This window comes from Acidovorax sp. GW821-FHT10A04 (genome assembly GCF_059415825.1).
The window spans coordinates 268,453-284,087 of record NZ_JBWKNZ010000008.1; the positions used below are offsets into that span (position 1 = coordinate 268,453).

The window sequence follows — 15,635 nt, forward strand, 5'->3', positions numbered from 1 at the left end:
TCAGATCACTTCGAGCTCGGCGTTCAGGGCGCCGGCGGCCTTGATGGCCTGCAGGATGGCCAGCAGGTCACCCGGCGTGGCGCCCAGCGTGTTCAGTGCGCGCACCACGTCGGCCAGCTGCGGCGAGGGCGGCATCTGGATGATGTTGCCCGGCTCCTGGTTGATCTTGATGTCGCTTTGCTGCGTGACCACGGTCTGCCCCTGCGACAGCGGATTGGGCTGGCTGATGACGGGGCGCGAACTGATGGTGATGGACAGGTTGCCGTGCGCGATGGCACAGGGCCCCAGGGTCACGGCCTGGTTGAGCACGATGGAGCCGGTGCGGGCGTTGATCACCACCTTGGCGGCGGGGGCCGACAGCTCGAACGGCAGCTCTTCCAGATCGGCGATGAAGCCCACGCGGGCACCGGGATCGCTGGGGGCGCGCACCTGCACCGTGCGGCCGTCCAGGGCCGTAGCCAGGCCGTTGCCCAGCCGGGTGTTGATGACCTGGGCCACGCGGCGGGCGGTCTGGAAATCCGAGGCATTGAGGCCCAGGCTGATGGTGTCACCCTCGTTGAGCGGGGTGGGAACGGAGCGCTCGACCTGCGCACCCAGGGGGATGCGGCCAGCGGCCAGGTGGTTGATCTGCACCTTGCTGCCGCCGGACGACGCGCCGGCACCGCCCACCACCAGGTTGCCCTGGGCCAGGGCGTAGATCTCGCCGTCGGCACCGCGCAGGGGCGTGACCATCAGCATGCCGCCCTTGAGCGACTTGGAGTTGCCCATGGAGGAGACGTTGACGTCGATCTGCTGGCCTGGCTGCGCAAAGGCGGGCAACTGGGCCGTGACGATCACGGCCGCCACGTTCTTGAGCTGCAGCTGCGAAGCCGTGCCAGGCGGCAGGCTGATGCCCATCTGCTGCAGGTAGTTGGACATGGCCTGCGTGGTGTAAGGCATCTGGGTGGTCTGGTCACCCGTGCCGTCCAGGCCCACGACCAAGCCGTAGCCGGTCAACTGGTTGGTACGCACGCCCTGCACCGCCGCGATTTCCTTGATGCGCAGCGCATGCGCCGGCCACGCGGCACACACCAGGGCCAGGGCCATGGCCGACAGCCACAGCGCGCGCAGGGGGTGTGCCAGGAAGGGGGAGGGCAAGGCTTTCATGGGCTTCATTGTGGGCGGTTGCCGCACAAGGGAATGCCCAAAAAGAGGCGAATTCACCCGCCTTTTGGCGAAGGCCTTGTTACAAGGACGGGTCCGCTGCCTCCAACCGCTGGCAGCGCTCTGCCCGCGATGTCACTCGCAGCTGTTGTTGATGAGGCCCTTCCAGGGCTTGCGCAGCATGAAGGGCAGCGTGTCCCAGGCGCTCCAGGTGCGGGGGTCGTCGAAATTCACCGTGGAGGCCGGCGCAATGATGGCGGTGATGAGCCAGACGCCGGAGTCGATCCCGTGCACCGTGAGATTGCCGCCCAGGATCACCTCGGTCTGCGCGCCGCCCAGGTTGTCGCTGGCGGCGGTGTAGGTGTCGATGGCCTGGATGCTGCCGGATGCGGGGTACACCTTGAAGATCGCCCCGGCGGTCATCAGCGGGTTGCGCACCAGGGGGAAGAACAGCCCGCCATCCCGGTGGAAGATCACATACACGTTCTGCAGCGTGCCCGGGGTGGTGCCCACGGTCGGCTTGCCGGCGTCGTATTTGAGGGTGAAGGCCAACTGGTCCAGCGCCGTGGCGTCGCAGGGCGAGAACTTGATGCCTGCCGGCAGGGTCTTGTTCTTGGAGGCGGTCTCGGCAGCCGAGCCCTTGGGCAATGCCAGGGACAAGGCCACGGAATAGGCGTAGGTGGTGGGCTGCGCCTGGGTGGCTGGCGAGAATGCAGCGGCCAGGGCCATGAAGCCGCATGCCAGGGAGCTGCGAGAAAAGGACATCGTGAAACCTCGGGTCTGAATGCACAAAGGGCGCTGCGCTGGCTGCCTGGTCCGCAGCCAACTCACAGGCGCCCGGTCACATTTTGTATCAGAACGGAGTCACGGTGTTGAAGAAGCGGCCCAGCCAGCCGGTCACCTGGGCTTCGTTCTGGGCGCCGCGGCCGCGCGACTCGACACGCACATTGGCGACCTGGGTGGAGGCGACGATGGAGCCGGGCTGCAGGGCACGTGGATCCACCGTGCCCGAGAAGCGCAGCACGTCCACGTTCTGGTTCACGCCGATCTGCTTTTCACCGGCCACGATCAGGTGGCCATTGGGCAGCACGTCGATGACGGTCGCGGTGATCGAGCCCTGGAAGGTGTTGGCGCTTTCCGTGCCGCCCTTGCCCTCGAAGGCATTTTCCGAATTGGCGCCCACGCCCAGCTTGTCGGTGAACTTCTGGCCGGTGAACGGCAGCGCCGTCACGCCGCTGCTGACCTTGGAGGTGCGGTCCACGGTGGAAGAGGACTTCTGGCTGGCCGTCACGTTCTCCACGATCTGGATGGTGACGTTGTCGCCCACCAGGCGTGCACGCCGGTCTTCGAACGAAGGGCGGTAGCTGGCGGTGTGGAACAGGCCTCCGGTGACCGGTGGCGGCGTGCGCGGCATGACCGCGGCCAGGGGCGGCGGCGTGGTGGGCAGGATGTCCACGGGCGGTGGTGGGGACATGCTGGCGCAGCCGGTGCTGAGCACGGCTGCGACCAGGCTGGGCCATGCAAGGAGGCGGGCGCGGGCGTCCTGGAAAGCGTGGAGGAAGGTCATGGGAAGAATCCTGGCAAGGGGCTTGTGGCCTGTCTGCGGTTTACATCTGGCTGAGCTTGGCCAGCATCTGGTCCGAGGTCTGGATGGCCTTGGAATTCATTTCGTAGGCGCGCTGGGTCTGGATCATGGTCACCAACTCCTGCACCACGTTCACGTTGGAGGTTTCGAGGTAGCCCTGCAGGATGGTGCCCAGGCCGTTGGTGCCGGGCGTGCCCTGCTGGGGCTGGCCCGAGGCGGCGGTCTCGATGAACAGGTTCTGGCCGCGTGGCTCCAGGCCGCCCGGGTTCACGAAGGTGGCCATGGCGATGTTGCCCAGTGGCTGGGGCGCGGTGTTGCCCGGCACCGTGGCCGTGACGGCACCTTCGGCGCTGATGGAGACGCTGGTGGCGTTGGGGGGCACGGTAATGCCGTTGGCGATGGGCAGGCCGCTGGACGTGACCAGGCGGCCCTGCGAGTCGAGCTGGAACGAGCCGTCGCGGGTGTAGCCGATGGTGCCGTCGGGCTGCGTGACCTCGAAGAAGCCATTGCCCTTGATGGCCACGTCCAGGTTGTTGTTGGACTGCTGCATGCTGCCCTGCATGAAGTTGCGGGCGGTGGCCACGGTGCGCACACCCAGGCCCAGGTGCAGGCCGGTGGGCAGCTGGCTTTGCTCGGTGGTCTGCGAGCCCACCTGGCGCAGGTTCTGGTAGATCAGGTCTTCGAACACCGCGTTGGCGCGCTTGTAGCCGGTGGTGGAGACATTGGCCAGGTTGTGGGAGATGACGTCCAGCTGGGTCTGCTGGGCCTCCATGCCGGTCTTGGCGATCCAGAGGGAATTGATCATGGCGTTTTCCTAGGGGCTGGTGGCGGTTCAGCCGTTGATGCTCAGCAACTGGCTGGCGGCTTTGTCATCGGCTTCCGCGGTCTGCAGCATCTTGATCTGCTGCTCGAATTGGCGCGAGGCGGCGATCATGCCGACCATGGTTTCCACGGCGTTCACGTTGGAGCCTTCGATCGCGCCCGACAGCAGGCGTGCATTGGGGTCGTTGGGAATCTGTTCGCCCGAGGCGGCGCGGAACAGCCCGTCGTCGCCACGCTTGAGCGGGTCTTCGGCGGTGGGCGTGGCCAGTTTCAGGCGCCCGATGGCCGCTGGTGGCTGGCCCGCGGTCTTGGCGGTGAGGGTGCCGTCGGCACCCAGCGACACTTCCGCGCCGGGCGGCACATCGATGGGGCCGCCGCCGTCCGAGAGCACGGGCAGCCCGGTGTTGGTCAGCAAGGCACCGGTGGGCGAAACCTCGAAGCCGCCATTGCGCGTGTAGGCTTCCAGGCCATCGAGGCCCTGCACGGCAAACCAGGCGTTGCCGACGGCCATGGCATCGAGGGCCCGGCCGGTGCGCTGCACGGGGCCCGGCTTGTCGACATGGCCCGAGGTGGCTTCGAGCGCAAACACGCGCGTGGTGGAGCCATCGCCTTGCAGCGGGACGGAGCGGAAAGTGGACATCTCCGCGCGAAAGCCGTTGGTGGACGCATTGGCCAGGTTGTTGGCCAGCACCGACTGCCGGTGGGCAGCGGCGTTGGCCCCTGTCATGGAGGTGTAGATGATGCGGTCCATGGCGGCTTCCGGTCAGGTGGTCAGGTGCGGGTCAGCGCAGGTTCACCAGGGTGGACATCACCTGGTCTTGCGTCTTGATGGTCTGCGCATTGGCCTGGTAGGTGCGCTGCGCGGTCATCATGTTCACGAGTTCGGCCGTGAGGTCCACGTTAGAGTCCTCCAGCGCGCCTGAGCGCAGTGCACCGAAGTTCCCGTCCGTGGCCGTTCCCATGACGGGCTGGCCTGATTCGAAGGTGGCCACCCAGTTGTTGCCGCCCACCGAGGCCAGGCCCTGCGTGTTGCGGAAGCTCGACAGCGCGATCTGGCCTTCGGCGCGCGTGACGCCGTTGGAGTAGCGCGTCATGATCATGCCGTTGTTCTCGACGTTGATGCCCGTGAGGTCACCCGCGGTATAGCCGTCCTGCGAGAGGTCGGACACCGAGAACTTGCGGCCGAACTGCGTCACGTCGTCCAGTTGCACGTCCACGTTGTAGGCCGGCAGGTTGTTCGGGTTGGGCGGCGTGGGGTTCACGTTCAGCGCCAGCGAGAAGCCGGTGGCTGGTGGCGTGGCGGCCGGGCCGGTGATCACGCCGTTGTTGTCGAAGGTGATCTGGCCGATGGCCGTGGCCACCACGGGGGGCACGGCCGTGGGGTCGTCGAGCGCGTCGTACACGTCCCAGGTGTTGTCCGTGGCGGTCTTCTGGAAGTACAGGTTGACCGGCTTGGCCACGCCCTGGCTGTCGAACACGTTGATCGAAGTGCCGTAGGTGGCGCGTGGCGTGGCCGGCACGGGCGGCGTGGCGGCCGGGTCGCCCGCGGCGTCCGTGGCACGCGCATCGAGGTTGAAGGCGGCGGTGATCTTGGTCGTCTGCCTGGCAGGAATCGGTTCGGAGGTCGGGAACACCATGGGAATCGGATCGGTGCCGGTGCGCAGCCCCGTGGTCGGGTCGATGGGGTAGCCCATGACCTTGGCGTTGTCGTTGGTGACCATGTTGCCCACCTTGTCCAGCTTGAAGTTGCCGGCCCGGGTGTAGGCGGAAGAACCGTCAGGCAGCTGCAGCGTGAAGAAGCCGTTGCCATTGATCGCCACGTCCAGGCTGTTGCCGGTGATGGTCAGGTTGCCCTGCGTGAACTGCTGGGCCACGGCAGCGGTTTCCACGCCGATGCCGGCATTGGAGCCGCCGGCCGAGCCGATGGCATTGGCCACCATCTCGGCGAATTCCGCACGCGATGCCTTGAAGCCCACGGTGTTGGAGTTGGCGATGTTGTGGCCGATGACGTCCAGGTTCTTGCTGGCGGCGTTCAGGCCGGAGAGGCCTTGCTGGAAACCCATGGTGTTCTCCTTGAGGGGGCGTGGTGTTCAGGTGTCTGGGGACGAAGGGGGAGGGCAGCGTCAGACCAGGGACTTGATCTGGCTGTAGTTGATGTTCTTGCCGTTGGCCAGCGTGAGCACGAGCTGGCCGTCGGTGGCTCCAGCGGCCGTGACCTTGGACAGGGTGAGCGGGGCGTATTCGAGCGTGGTGGCCCCGTTGACCGCCTTGACGCGGAACTGCAGCCCCTCGGTGCTGCCTTTGTAGGCGCTGGCATCCCATTCGAAATTGTGGCGGCCCGCGTCCTTGGGACCCAGGTCCAAGGTGTCGACCACCTGGCCGCCGGGGGTCACCACTTCCACCTCCACCTTGGTGGCTGGGTAGGCAATCTCGAATCCGGCCTTGCCCACCTTGTCGGCCACGTTCATGCCCGAACCCTCGGTCAACACATTGCGCCCGACCAGGGTCGTGCCCTGCATGACCTGCAGCGAGTTGAACTGGGCAGCCATGCTGGCCATGGTGGTGTTGAGCTGCTGGATGCCGGTGACGGTGTTGATCTGCGCGATCTGTGAGGTCATCTGGGCGTTGTCCAGCGGGTTCATCGGGTCCTGGTTGTTGAGCTGGGCAACCAGCAGCTTGAGGAACCGGTCCTGGGAGGCGGCAGGGTCGTTGGCCGCCGTCGCCTTGGCATTGGCGGTATCGGCGGTCGTGGCGGCATTGGTGGCGCTGAGGATCATGGCGAGGGTCTCCCGGGGTTACTGGCCCATCTGCAGGGTCTTGAGCAGAAGGGTCTTGGCGGTGTTCATCACTTCGACGTTGTTCTGGTACGAGCGCGACGCGGAAATCATGTTCACCATCTCTTCCACGGCATTCACGTTGGAATGGGTCACGTAGCCCTGTTCGTCGGCGGAGGGATGGCTGGGGTCGTGGATCTTGCGGCCGGGCACATTGCTTTCGGTGATGGCGCTCACGCGCACACCGTCCGAGCCCTGCTCGCCCATGTTGGTCGTGCGAAAGACCACCTGGCGGGCCTTGTAGGCATTGCCATCGGGGCCGGCCACCGCATCGACGTTGGCCAGATTGCTGGCCACGACGTTCAGGCGCTGGGACTGCGCGCTGATGGCGCTGCCCGAGACGTTGAAGATGGAGAACATGGACATGGTGGGGAGCCTCTTCTATCGCGGTAGGGCTGCTTACTGGCCCTGGATGGCGCTGAGCATGGTCTTGGCGTTGCCGTTGATGAAGCGCAGCGTGGCTTCGTAGCGCACGGCGTTGTCCACGAAGGCGGCGCGCTCACGGTCCAGGTCCACCGAGTTGTTGTCCAGGGCGGGCTGGGTCTGCAGCGAATAGGCCAGCTTGCCCTTGCCGCCCAACTCGGCCGAAGAGCCCGCGTCGGCGGTGGAAGCGGTGATGTGCCGCGGATCGGTGCCGATGGTGACCGTGGGCCGCTCGCTGGTGTAGCCGGAGCCGCCCAGCGTGGTGGTGGAAAGGCGGCGTGGCGATTCGGTGAACGAGGAGCGCTCGCCCGTGGCGTTGCTCAGCGCGTCGGAGAATTTGAAGTCGCGGGCGACGTAGCCGGGGGTGTCGGCGTTGGCGATGTTGCTGGCGATGGCACGCTGGCGCTCGGCACGCAGTATCAGTGCGTTGCCGTGGAAGTCCAGCCGGTTGGTCATCTTGTCAAGCATGTCTGCCTCACGTCCAGGTTGCGAAACTGCCAGCAAAAACGGTTTTCTGGCGTGGCTCGATTATGAAAACCGCCCGGATTTTCTAAAGCGCGAAGAGCCTGCGTTTGCGGCCGCAGTTCAGGGGTTCGGCGGCGGCCACAGGGCCTACAGTGATGGTCGTGAAATGGCCGTTGCACCGGATTGCAGGGCCCCGTTGACCCACCAGGAGCGCCCCATGGCACCCGCATTTCCCACCTTGTTGTCCACCGCCGGCCGTGCAGCGCTGGCCGCACTCGCATGCGCGCTGGCCAGCGGCGTGGCCCAGGCCCAGGCCGTGGCCGACCCGGCTGCCGACCTGCCCGCCCTGACCCAGCGCTGGCTGGACGATGCCATCACGCGCAACCAGCCTGCGGGCCTGCCGCTGCGCATGGAGGTGAGCATCGGTGCGCTGGACACCCGGCTGCGCCTGGCGCCCTGTGCCCGGGTCGAGCCCTACCTGCCGGCCGGATCGCGGCTGTGGGGCCGCACCCGCCTGGGCCTGCGTTGCGTGGAGGGGCAGGCCGCCTGGAACGTGTTCCTGCCGGTCACGGTCAAGGCCTGGGGGCCGGCATGGGTGCTGACGGGCAACGTGGCCTCCGGCGCGGTGCTGTCCGCCAGCGACGCCGCCGAGGCCGAGGTGGACTGGGCGGCGGATGCCGCCCCCATCGTGGCCAATCCCGACCAATGGGTCGGCCAGATCGCCTCACGCCCCCTGGTGGCTGGGCAGGCCCTGCGGCAGCCCATGGTGCGCGCGCCGAGCATCTTCAAGGCCGGGGCCCAGGTGCGGGTGGTGGCACAGGGACCCGGTTATGCGGTAACCTCGGCAGGGCAGGCACTCACCGCGGGCGCCGTAGGCCAGACTGTGCGAGTCCGCATGGACAATGGCCGCACGATCTCTGGTATTGTGGGTGAAAATGGGACGGTTGACGTTACCCTTTGATTCATCCCACCTGCATAAATAGCTAAAGTCCAGCGCCGAAGGGTCGAAAACATTGCTACGAGCTCCGTGTCATCGGAGCGCTGGAGAAGGCGATGAAGATAGGTCAACAACCGGAACTTCCGGGCGCACTGGCGCAAACGGGGCAGGCCAAGCAGGCCAAGGCCCCCGCTGCAGCCCCTGCGACACCCGAGGGAGTGGCCAAGGGCACTACGGCAGCCCAGGCCGCTGGCGTGCCTGTGACGGTTTCCACGGCAGCCCGTGCCCTGGACCCTGCTGGCCGCGCGGCCAGCGATTTCGACACGAAAAAGGTGGCAGCCGTGCGTGCAGCCATCGAAAAAGGTACTTTCACGGTCAGTGCCGGCGCGATTGCCGACAAGCTGCTGGCCAATGCCCAAGAGATTTTTTCCCGCTCGCGCGGCTAGCGTGACCCCTTTCTTCCAGGCGTCACCGGCCCGCATTCACCAGGACCCGCCGTGACCACGCCTTTGGAAGACGCCCTGCAGGCCGTTGAGCAGCACATCGAGATGGTGTCTGCCGCCCTGCTCAAGGCAGATGCCCCCACCCTCGAACAAGCAAGCACCGGGCTGCGCGACGCGGCAGCGCGGTTTTCGTATGCGCTGGACCTGTCGCGCCAGCAGGTGAGCAGCATCACCCCCGCCCTCAAGGCCCGCATGGACGCCATCGCCGCCACCCTGGTGGTGCACCGCGAAAGCCTGGCCCGCCTGGCCGCCATCACCGACCGCCAGACCGCCGTGCTCGTCCCCTCCCAGGACAGCTCCGCCAACGCCACCTACGGCAACGGCCTGGGCGGCAAGCAAAAAGCCGCCGGCATCGCCAAGATCTACCGCTCGGCCGGCTGATCGGCACGCCTACAGTCGCGGCAAGGCCGCACTGTATGGCCACAATTCTTCGTTTGTATTAGTACATAAACGCTGCGGCGCACAAGCTCCGGGAGCAGGCCGTGGATAGCGCGCTGCCCAAGCGAGGGCGGCCGTGCAAGGGCCGCCCCGCCGCACCGGCTGCGTCCCCCTTCCCGAATGGCGCAGCCATTCGAGAGAAGGGGTGAAGGCGCGTAAGCGCCTCAGGGGGTTGTACGCTTAATGACTGCGCATCTTCGCCCGCAGGCGTGCGATCGACTGGCTGTGCAGTTGGCAGACGCGGGATTCGGTGACGCCCAGCACGGCCGCGATCTCCTTGAGATTCATGTCGTGCTCGTAGTACATGCCCATGATGTGCTGTTCGCGCTCGGGCAATGACTCGATGGCCGTGACCAGCGCCGAGCGCAGGCGGTGGTCGCGCAGCATCTCGAGCGGGTTCGCCGCCTCGTCGCCCACGTGGCGGTCGAGAAAACCGTCATCGTCGTCATTGCTGTGCGTCATGTCCTCGAGGTACACGAGCTGCGTGCCGCGCACCCGGCCCAGCAGGTTCTGGTACTCGGGCAGCGGCATGCCCATCTCGGTGGCGATCTCCGATTCGAGCGGGCTGCGGCCCAGGCGCTGCTCCAGCCGGTTGACGGCCTGTTCGATGTCCTTCTGGCTCTTGCGCGAGCTGCGCGACATCCAGTCGCCTTCGCGCAGCTCATCGAGCATGGCCCCGCGGATGCGCTGGGTGGCGAAGGTCTCGAACTGCACCCCCTGGGCGGCTTCGTAGCGCGAGAGGGCTTCCGCCAGGCCCATCATGCCGACCTGGATCAGGTCGTCCAGCTCCACATTGGGAGGCAGCTTGGCGATCATGTGGTGCGCGATCCGCCGTACCAGGGGCACGTGCTGGCGAATCATCGCATCACGGTCAAGCTGGCCTTTGGCGGTGTACATCAGATCAGTGGCTCCGAACGAGGTGTGCAGTTGCCGGCGTACCGGCGAAATTGCTGGATGCAATTGCAGTGGCAGCTGCCATCGTTCCATTGATGGTGCCCGCGTTTTCCAGCAGTTGCAAGGCCAGGCGCTGCAGCTCCTGGGGATTCTGGGTGGAGACGGCCGTAGTGTGCACCTGGCCGCCCAGGTGGCGCTCGGCGCAGTCCTGCAATGTCTGCAATGCTGCAAGGGTCTTGCGGCGCTCGGCCGCGCCCGAACCGCGCACCAGTGCCGCCACGGTGCAGGCCAGGCCGGTGTGCTGGGCCATCTGCTTGAGGCTCTTGTAGGTGGTGAGCACGCCTGCGGCGGCACCCTCCATCACCATCAGCGGTGTGGTCCGGGTGTGGGTGAGCAACTGACCCAGCAAGGGGGGTGGTGCGTGCAGCACCAGGATGCTGTAGGCGCGCACGTAGGGCTGGATGTCCTGCAGCGGCGAGACATGTGCCGGCCGGTCGGCCCGGCTGATCTGCCACAGGCCGCGGGCCGCAGGGATCACCGCCAGGGAGGAGGCCGCAGCGCCCTGGTCCAGGCCGTCGTGCCAGGGGGCCCGGCGCAGCAGGTGGTACAGGCCCGGGGACTCGTCGGTCTCGTAGCCGGTGGCGTCGAGCACCACCACCGGGTAGCCCATGCGCTGCAGGCTGGCGCAGACCTGCCACAGGGTCTCGAGGCCGCTGCCGGCCTGTTCCTGGCTGGCCACGGCCAGCACGCGCAGTTCGGTTTGCGGGGTGAAGCTCTGCAGCCCCGCCGCCTGGTGAAAGCCGGTATCAAGCATCGACCAACCCCCTGTCCGTTACCAATTCGGGTGAATGCGAAAAGAAGAAATTCAGGTCGCTGGCCTTCGGGTCGAACGGCGACTTGACTGGTGCACGCATCGAGGTGCCGATAAGCTGGTGGGCGTCGGCGGCTTCCCAGTCCTCGGGCACGCGCTGGCCGTTGGTCACGCCGCGCAGCACCATCTGGTGGCGGATCAGCGCATCGATGGAGGGGCCGAGCTTCACGGCCTCGTCCACCTTGGACAGGATGGCCTGCTGCGAGCCGTTGGTCTTGAACGAGGTCAGCACATCATCCAGGGTGTCGCCATGGCAGCCGGCGTTGAGCACCAGCAGGCGGTTCACGTGGGGCAGGTCCAGCACGTCGAGCATGTCGCGCTTGCGTGGATCGCGCGGGGCCACGCCGGTGGTGTCGATGAGCACCATCTTCTTGCCGCTGAGCAGGCCCAGCAGGTCCTGCAGTGCCGCACGGTCGTGGGCCAGGTGGGCCACGATGCCCAGCATGCGGCCATAGGTGCGCAGCTGCTCGTGGGCGCCCACGCGGTAGGTGTCCAGGGTGATCAGGCCGACGCTGCCGGGGCCGTGGATGCGCGCGCACAGGGCCGCCAGCTTGGCGGTGGTGGTGGTCTTGCCGACGCCGGTGGAACCCACCATGGCAAAGATGCCGCCCTGCTCGTACAGGGGGGCGGCGCCCGCATCGGTCTTGAGGTTGCGTTCCAGCACTTCCATGAGCCAGCGCACGGCTTCCCCGGCCGACAGGTCCTCGGGCAGGCGCTCGAGCACGGCGCGGGCCAGGGCGGGCGAGTAGCCGGCCCGGATCATCTTCAGCATCAGGTTCGACTGGATCGGGTTCTGGCGCGCCTGGCCCAGCCAGGCCAATGTGTTGAACCGGTCCTCGATGAGTTCCTTCATCGAGTGCAGCTCGTTCATCAGGTTCTGCTGATTGTTGACCTGCGCGTTGGACAGGGCCGGTGCTTCCTGGTGGTGGTGGCGCTGCTGCGGCTTGCGGGGGGCCGGCTCGGGCAGGTCCATGGGGATGGAGCGCAGCGGGTTGTGGCGCGCCACCTGGGCGGCGGGGCGCTCGCGGGCGAGCTCCTCGGCGCGGTCGCGGCTGCGCTGCATCATGGGCACGGGGTCCGAGGGGCCGGCAATCGCCTCATGGCGGCGGCGCAGCATGCGCTCGCGCACATAGTCCTGGAAGGACAGGGTGCTCATGGCCAGCTGCTCGGTGTCTTCCTCGACCGGGTTGCGGTTCAGGGCGGACGACTGGGCGGCACGGGGCTGCGGCAACTGCTGCTGTTGCTGCTGGCGCTGGCTGGCCTGCACCAGGGACGAAGGGGCGCTGTGTGCCGGCTGCCTGGCGGCGGCTGCGCTGTTGTTGTCCAGCGACGAGAGCGTGTCTTCCGCCGTGGCCATCACCTCCACGCCGTTGGCCGTGGGGCGGTTGGACAGGATCAATGTGCCCTCGCCAAAGGCCATGCGTGCTTTGGCCAGTGCTTCACGGGACGTGGCAGCGTGAAAGCGTTTGATGTTCATGATGCACCTTTGAGGATGGGCCCAATGCGGATGGTGTGGGTCTCGGGAATTTCACTGTGGGCAAGGACCTGCAGACGGGGCGCCACGCGGCGCACCAGGCGGGAGATCGCATTGCGGATCTGGTCGGGCACGAGCAGGCAGGCGGGCAGGCCCATTTCCTCCTGGCGCAGGGCCACTTCGGCGGCCTTCTGGGTCAGGATGTCGGCCACTCCAGGGTCCAGGGCCGGGCTGGCGGTGTTGCCCAGGGCCTGCACCAGCAGGCGCTCCAGGCCGGGTTCGATGGCGATGACGTTGAGTTCGCGGGTCGGGCCGTAGATCTGCTGCACGATGGCCGGCGACAGGGCGATGCGCACGCGGCGCGCCAGTTCCACGGGGTCGGAGATGCCGCCGGCATGCTCGGCCAGGGTCTCGATGATGGTGCGGATATCGCGGATGTGCACAGACTCTTCCAGCAGCAGCTGGAGGACTTTCTGGAACGTGGCGATGGAGACCATTTTCGGGACGACTTCTTCGATGAGCTTGGGGGCCAGCTTGGCGACGTGTTCCACCAGTTGCTGGGTTTCCGTGCGGCTCAGCAACTTGGCTGCCTGCACTTGCATCAAGTGTGACAAATGCGTCGCCATCACGGTTTCCGAATCAACGACCGTAAAGCCGGCCATTTGCGCCGCTTCCTTCTGCCGGTCGTCGATCCAGTGCGCGGGCAGGCCGAAGGCCGGGTCGGTCGTGGGGGTGCCGATGAGCGGCGTGGTGATGCCGCCGGGGTTGATGGCCAGGAACATGCCGGGGAAGGCCTCGCCTTCGCCCACCACCACGCCGCGCAGCGTGATGCGGTAGCCGCTGGGCTTGAGTTCCAGGTTGTCGCGCACGTGCACGGCCGGGGGCAGGAAGCCCACTTCCTGCGCAAACTTGCGGCGCACGCCCTTGATGCGGGTCAGCAGGTCGCCCTGGCGGCTCTTGTCCACCAGCGTGATCAGGCGGTAGCCCAGCTCCAGGCCCAGCAGGTCCACGGGCTGCAGGTCGTCCCAGGTGGCTTCGCCGTCGGTGGCCACGGGGGGCGGTGGGGGTGCTTCCTCGGGGACCTGCTGGCGCTGGTACAGGGTCCAGGCCCAGTAGCCCAGGGCGCCGCCGGTCACCAGGAACACCAGGTGGGGCATGCCGGGGATCAGGCCGAGCAGAATCAGGATGCCGGCCGTGACGCCGAGCACGCGGGGCGACATGAACAGCTGCTGCACGATCTGGCGGCCCATGTCCTGTTCCTTGCCCACGCGCGAGATCACCATGGCAGCGGCCACCGAGATCAAGAGGCCTGGAATCTGGGCCACCAGGGCGTCACCGATGGCCAGCAGGATGTAGCTGTCGGCGGCCTGCTTGGCCGAGAGGTCGTGCTGCAGCACGCCGATGGCGAAGCCGCCGATGATGTTGATGAGCAGGATCAGGATGCCGGCGACGGCATCGCCGCGCACGAACTTGGAGGCACCGTCCATGGAGCCGAAGAAGTTGGCTTCCTCGGACACTTCGGCGCGGCGGCGCTTAGCTTCCTTCTCGTCGATCAGGCCGGCATTGAGGTCGGCGTCCACCGCCATCTGCTTGCCGGGCATGGCGTCCAGCGTGAAGCGGGCCGAGACTTCGGCGATGCGCTCGGCGCCCTTGGTCACCACCACGAAGTTGATCACCACCAGGATCGCAAACACGATCAGACCCACGGCGAAGTTGCCACCGATCAGGAAGTGGCCGAAGGCCTCGATCACGGCTCCTGCGGCACCGGGGCCGGTGTGGCCTTCCAGCAACACCACGCGGGTGGAGGCCACGTTCAGCGACAGGCGCATCAGCGTGGTGAGCAGCAGCACCGAGGGGAAGGCGGCAAAGTCCAGAGGCCGGATCATGTAGGCCGAGACCATCATCACCATCAGCGCCACGGCGATGTTCAGGGTGAAGAAGGTGTCCAGCATCCAGGGCGGGATGGGCAGCACCATCAGCGCCAGGATGGCCACCACCAGCAGCGGCGCCGACATGCCCTGCAGGGCGGAGCTGTTGGTGCCTGCCCATTGCCGAAGGGAGTTCAAGTTGTTCATGGCGCGGTGCCTTGCACGGTGGACGGGGAGGGCTTGTTCAGCGGATCGAGCTCAGGCGGGACATGGGGGTCGACCAGCGCATCGGGCATCTGCCCCTCGCCGCGCAGCGCGGCCTTGAGGCGGTACACATAGGCCAGCACCTGGGCCACCGCGGCGTACAGGGTGGCGGGAATGGCCTGGTCGATCTCGGCGTGGGCGTACAGGGCGCGGGCCAGCATGGGCGACTGCAGCACCGGCACGTCGTGGGCCTTGGCCAGGTCGCGGATGCGCATGGCGACCAGGTCGGTGCCGCGCGAAATCACCTGCGGGGCGGCCATGGTCTTGTCGTCGTACTTCAGCGCCACGGCGTAGTGGGTGGGGTTCATCACCACGAAGTCCGCCTTGGGAACGGCGGCCACACTGGCGCCATCGGCCATTTCGCGCTGCTTCTGGCGGATGCGGCCCTTGGTGTGCGGGTCGCCATCGGATTCCTTGTGCTCCTGCTTGACCTCCTCGTGCGACATCTTCAGGCGCGACTTGAAGAAGAAGGCCTGCAACGGCACGTCGATCAGCGCCGCCATGAAGACCACCAGCAGCATCAGGCTGACGCCGGAGACCAGCCATTCGGACATCTGGCGGATGGCCATGGGCGAAGGCTGCAGCACCAGCATGGCCACGCGCTCGATGCTGCCTGCCATGTAGTGCCAGGCCACGGCGGAGATGATGGCCGTCATCAGGACCATCTTGGCCACGTTGGCCATCTGCTGCTTGGAGAACAGGTTCGCCACCCCCGACAGGGGGTTCAGGCGGTTGAACTGGGGGCTGATGGGCTTCATGCTGAAGATCCAGCCGCCGGCGCCGATGGCGCTGAGCAGTGCGGCGCCACTGGTGAGCAGCGCAAAGACGGTGCTGGCGACCAGGCCCACGATGACCATGGTGCGCAGGCGGTCCAGCATGGTGGTGGGCGCCATCACCGTGTTGGAGTTGAACACCAGCTGGTGGCTCATCGCCTGCTGCAGGTGTTCCATGAGTGTCGGGGCCAGGACCAGCATGGCGCCACCGCCCGCGCCCAGGATGGCCAGGTGCGACAGGTCGCGCGAGCGCGCACCCTGTCCGTCCTCGCGCGCTTTCTGCAGCTTGCGTTCGGACGCCGGTAGGCTTTTTTCTTGGCTGGATTCCATGATGGCGTGAC

General features: G+C 66.8%; 17 protein-coding genes. 3 read left to right on the forward strand and 14 right to left on the reverse strand.

What is annotated here, in order from left to right; all coding sequences use genetic code 11:
* The 9 genes from AC07PF_RS18725 to AC07PF_RS18765 form a co-directional block, all read right to left on the reverse strand.
* Window positions 1–1,155 (reverse strand): flagellar basal body P-ring protein FlgI, encoded by a 1,155-nt coding sequence (locus AC07PF_RS18725; RefSeq protein ID WP_494612840.1) that lies wholly within the window; start codon window positions 1,153–1,155, stop codon window positions 1–3.
* A 123-nt stretch (window positions 1,156–1,278) separates the two neighbouring features.
* Window positions 1,279–1,908, reverse strand: a complete 630-nt coding sequence (locus AC07PF_RS18730; protein ID WP_494612841.1) for a hypothetical protein — start codon at window positions 1,906–1,908, stop codon at window positions 1,279–1,281.
* Window positions 1,909–1,996: 88 nt separating this feature from the next.
* On the reverse strand, window positions 1,997–2,710 hold the full coding sequence (locus AC07PF_RS18735) for a flagellar basal body L-ring protein FlgH (protein ID WP_007852206.1): 714 nt from the start codon (window positions 2,708–2,710) through the stop codon (window positions 1,997–1,999).
* A 40-nt stretch (window positions 2,711–2,750) separates the two neighbouring features.
* Window positions 2,751–3,533 (reverse strand): flagellar basal-body rod protein FlgG, encoded by a 783-nt coding sequence (gene flgG / locus AC07PF_RS18740; protein ID WP_007852207.1) that lies wholly within the window; start codon window positions 3,531–3,533, stop codon window positions 2,751–2,753.
* A 27-nt stretch (window positions 3,534–3,560) separates the two neighbouring features.
* Complete coding sequence (locus tag AC07PF_RS18745) at window positions 3,561–4,301, reverse strand: flagellar basal body rod protein FlgF (protein WP_007852208.1); 741 nt, start codon at window positions 4,299–4,301, stop codon at window positions 3,561–3,563.
* A gap of 31 nt (window positions 4,302–4,332) precedes the next feature.
* The gene (gene flgE, locus AC07PF_RS18750) at window positions 4,333–5,613 is read right to left on the reverse strand and encodes a flagellar hook protein FlgE (RefSeq protein WP_007852209.1); all 1,281 of its coding nucleotides are present in this window, start codon (window positions 5,611–5,613) and stop codon (window positions 4,333–4,335) included.
* A gap of 60 nt (window positions 5,614–5,673) precedes the next feature.
* Window positions 5,674–6,327: a flagellar hook assembly protein FlgD gene (locus tag AC07PF_RS18755; protein WP_007852212.1), complete on the reverse strand. Its 654-nt coding sequence runs from the start codon at window positions 6,325–6,327 to the stop codon at window positions 5,674–5,676.
* Window positions 6,328–6,345: 18 nt separating this feature from the next.
* Entirely contained in the window at window positions 6,346–6,750 is a 405-nt protein-coding gene (gene flgC, locus AC07PF_RS18760) for a flagellar basal body rod protein FlgC (RefSeq protein ID WP_007852213.1), read from the reverse strand.
* A 33-nt stretch (window positions 6,751–6,783) separates the two neighbouring features.
* Entirely contained in the window at window positions 6,784–7,275 is a 492-nt protein-coding gene (locus AC07PF_RS18765; RefSeq protein WP_007852214.1) for a flagellar basal body rod protein FlgB, read from the reverse strand.
* Window positions 7,276–7,489: 214 nt separating this feature from the next.
* Here AC07PF_RS18765 and flgA point away from each other — a divergent pair, with 214 nt between their 5' ends.
* The 3 genes from flgA (at window position 7,490) to AC07PF_RS18780 (ending at window position 9,093) form a co-directional block, all read left to right on the forward strand.
* Window positions 7,490–8,233, forward strand: a complete 744-nt coding sequence (flgA, locus tag AC07PF_RS18770) for a flagellar basal body P-ring formation chaperone FlgA (RefSeq protein WP_494612842.1) — start codon at window positions 7,490–7,492, stop codon at window positions 8,231–8,233.
* Window positions 8,234–8,325: 92 nt separating this feature from the next.
* Window positions 8,326–8,655: a flagellar biosynthesis anti-sigma factor FlgM gene (gene flgM, locus AC07PF_RS18775; protein ID WP_007852220.1), complete on the forward strand. Its 330-nt coding sequence runs from the start codon at window positions 8,326–8,328 to the stop codon at window positions 8,653–8,655.
* 51 nt (window positions 8,656–8,706) lie between these two features.
* A complete protein-coding gene (locus tag AC07PF_RS18780) occupies window positions 8,707–9,093 on the forward strand; it encodes a hypothetical protein (protein WP_145697185.1) in 387 nt (128 codons plus the stop codon).
* A gap of 237 nt (window positions 9,094–9,330) precedes the next feature.
* Here the strand turns inward: AC07PF_RS18780 and AC07PF_RS18785 are convergent, their stop codons facing one another.
* Genes AC07PF_RS18785 through AC07PF_RS18805 form a run of 5 tightly spaced genes read right to left on the reverse strand, consistent with a single transcriptional unit; the run spans window position 9,331 to window position 15,624 of the window.
* Window positions 9,331–10,047 (reverse strand): RNA polymerase sigma factor FliA, encoded by a 717-nt coding sequence (locus AC07PF_RS18785; protein ID WP_007852225.1) that lies wholly within the window; start codon window positions 10,045–10,047, stop codon window positions 9,331–9,333.
* Between the two features lie 4 nt (window positions 10,048–10,051).
* Entirely contained in the window at window positions 10,052–10,858 is an 807-nt protein-coding gene (locus tag AC07PF_RS18790; RefSeq protein WP_007852227.1) for a hypothetical protein, read from the reverse strand.
* Entirely contained in the window at window positions 10,851–12,392 is a 1,542-nt protein-coding gene (flhF, locus tag AC07PF_RS18795) for a flagellar biosynthesis GTPase FlhF (protein ID WP_494612843.1), read from the reverse strand. The genes AC07PF_RS18790 and flhF overlap by 8 nt, the downstream gene beginning before the upstream one ends.
* Window positions 12,389–14,464 (reverse strand): flagellar biosynthesis protein FlhA, encoded by a 2,076-nt coding sequence (flhA, locus tag AC07PF_RS18800; RefSeq protein WP_494612844.1) that lies wholly within the window; start codon window positions 14,462–14,464, stop codon window positions 12,389–12,391. Before flhA ends, flhF begins: the two co-directional genes overlap by 4 nt.
* On the reverse strand, window positions 14,461–15,624 hold the full coding sequence (locus AC07PF_RS18805; RefSeq protein ID WP_007852230.1) for an EscU/YscU/HrcU family type III secretion system export apparatus switch protein: 1,164 nt from the start codon (window positions 15,622–15,624) through the stop codon (window positions 14,461–14,463). Before AC07PF_RS18805 ends, flhA begins: the two co-directional genes overlap by 4 nt.
* Window positions 15,625–15,635: the final 11 nt, after the last annotated feature.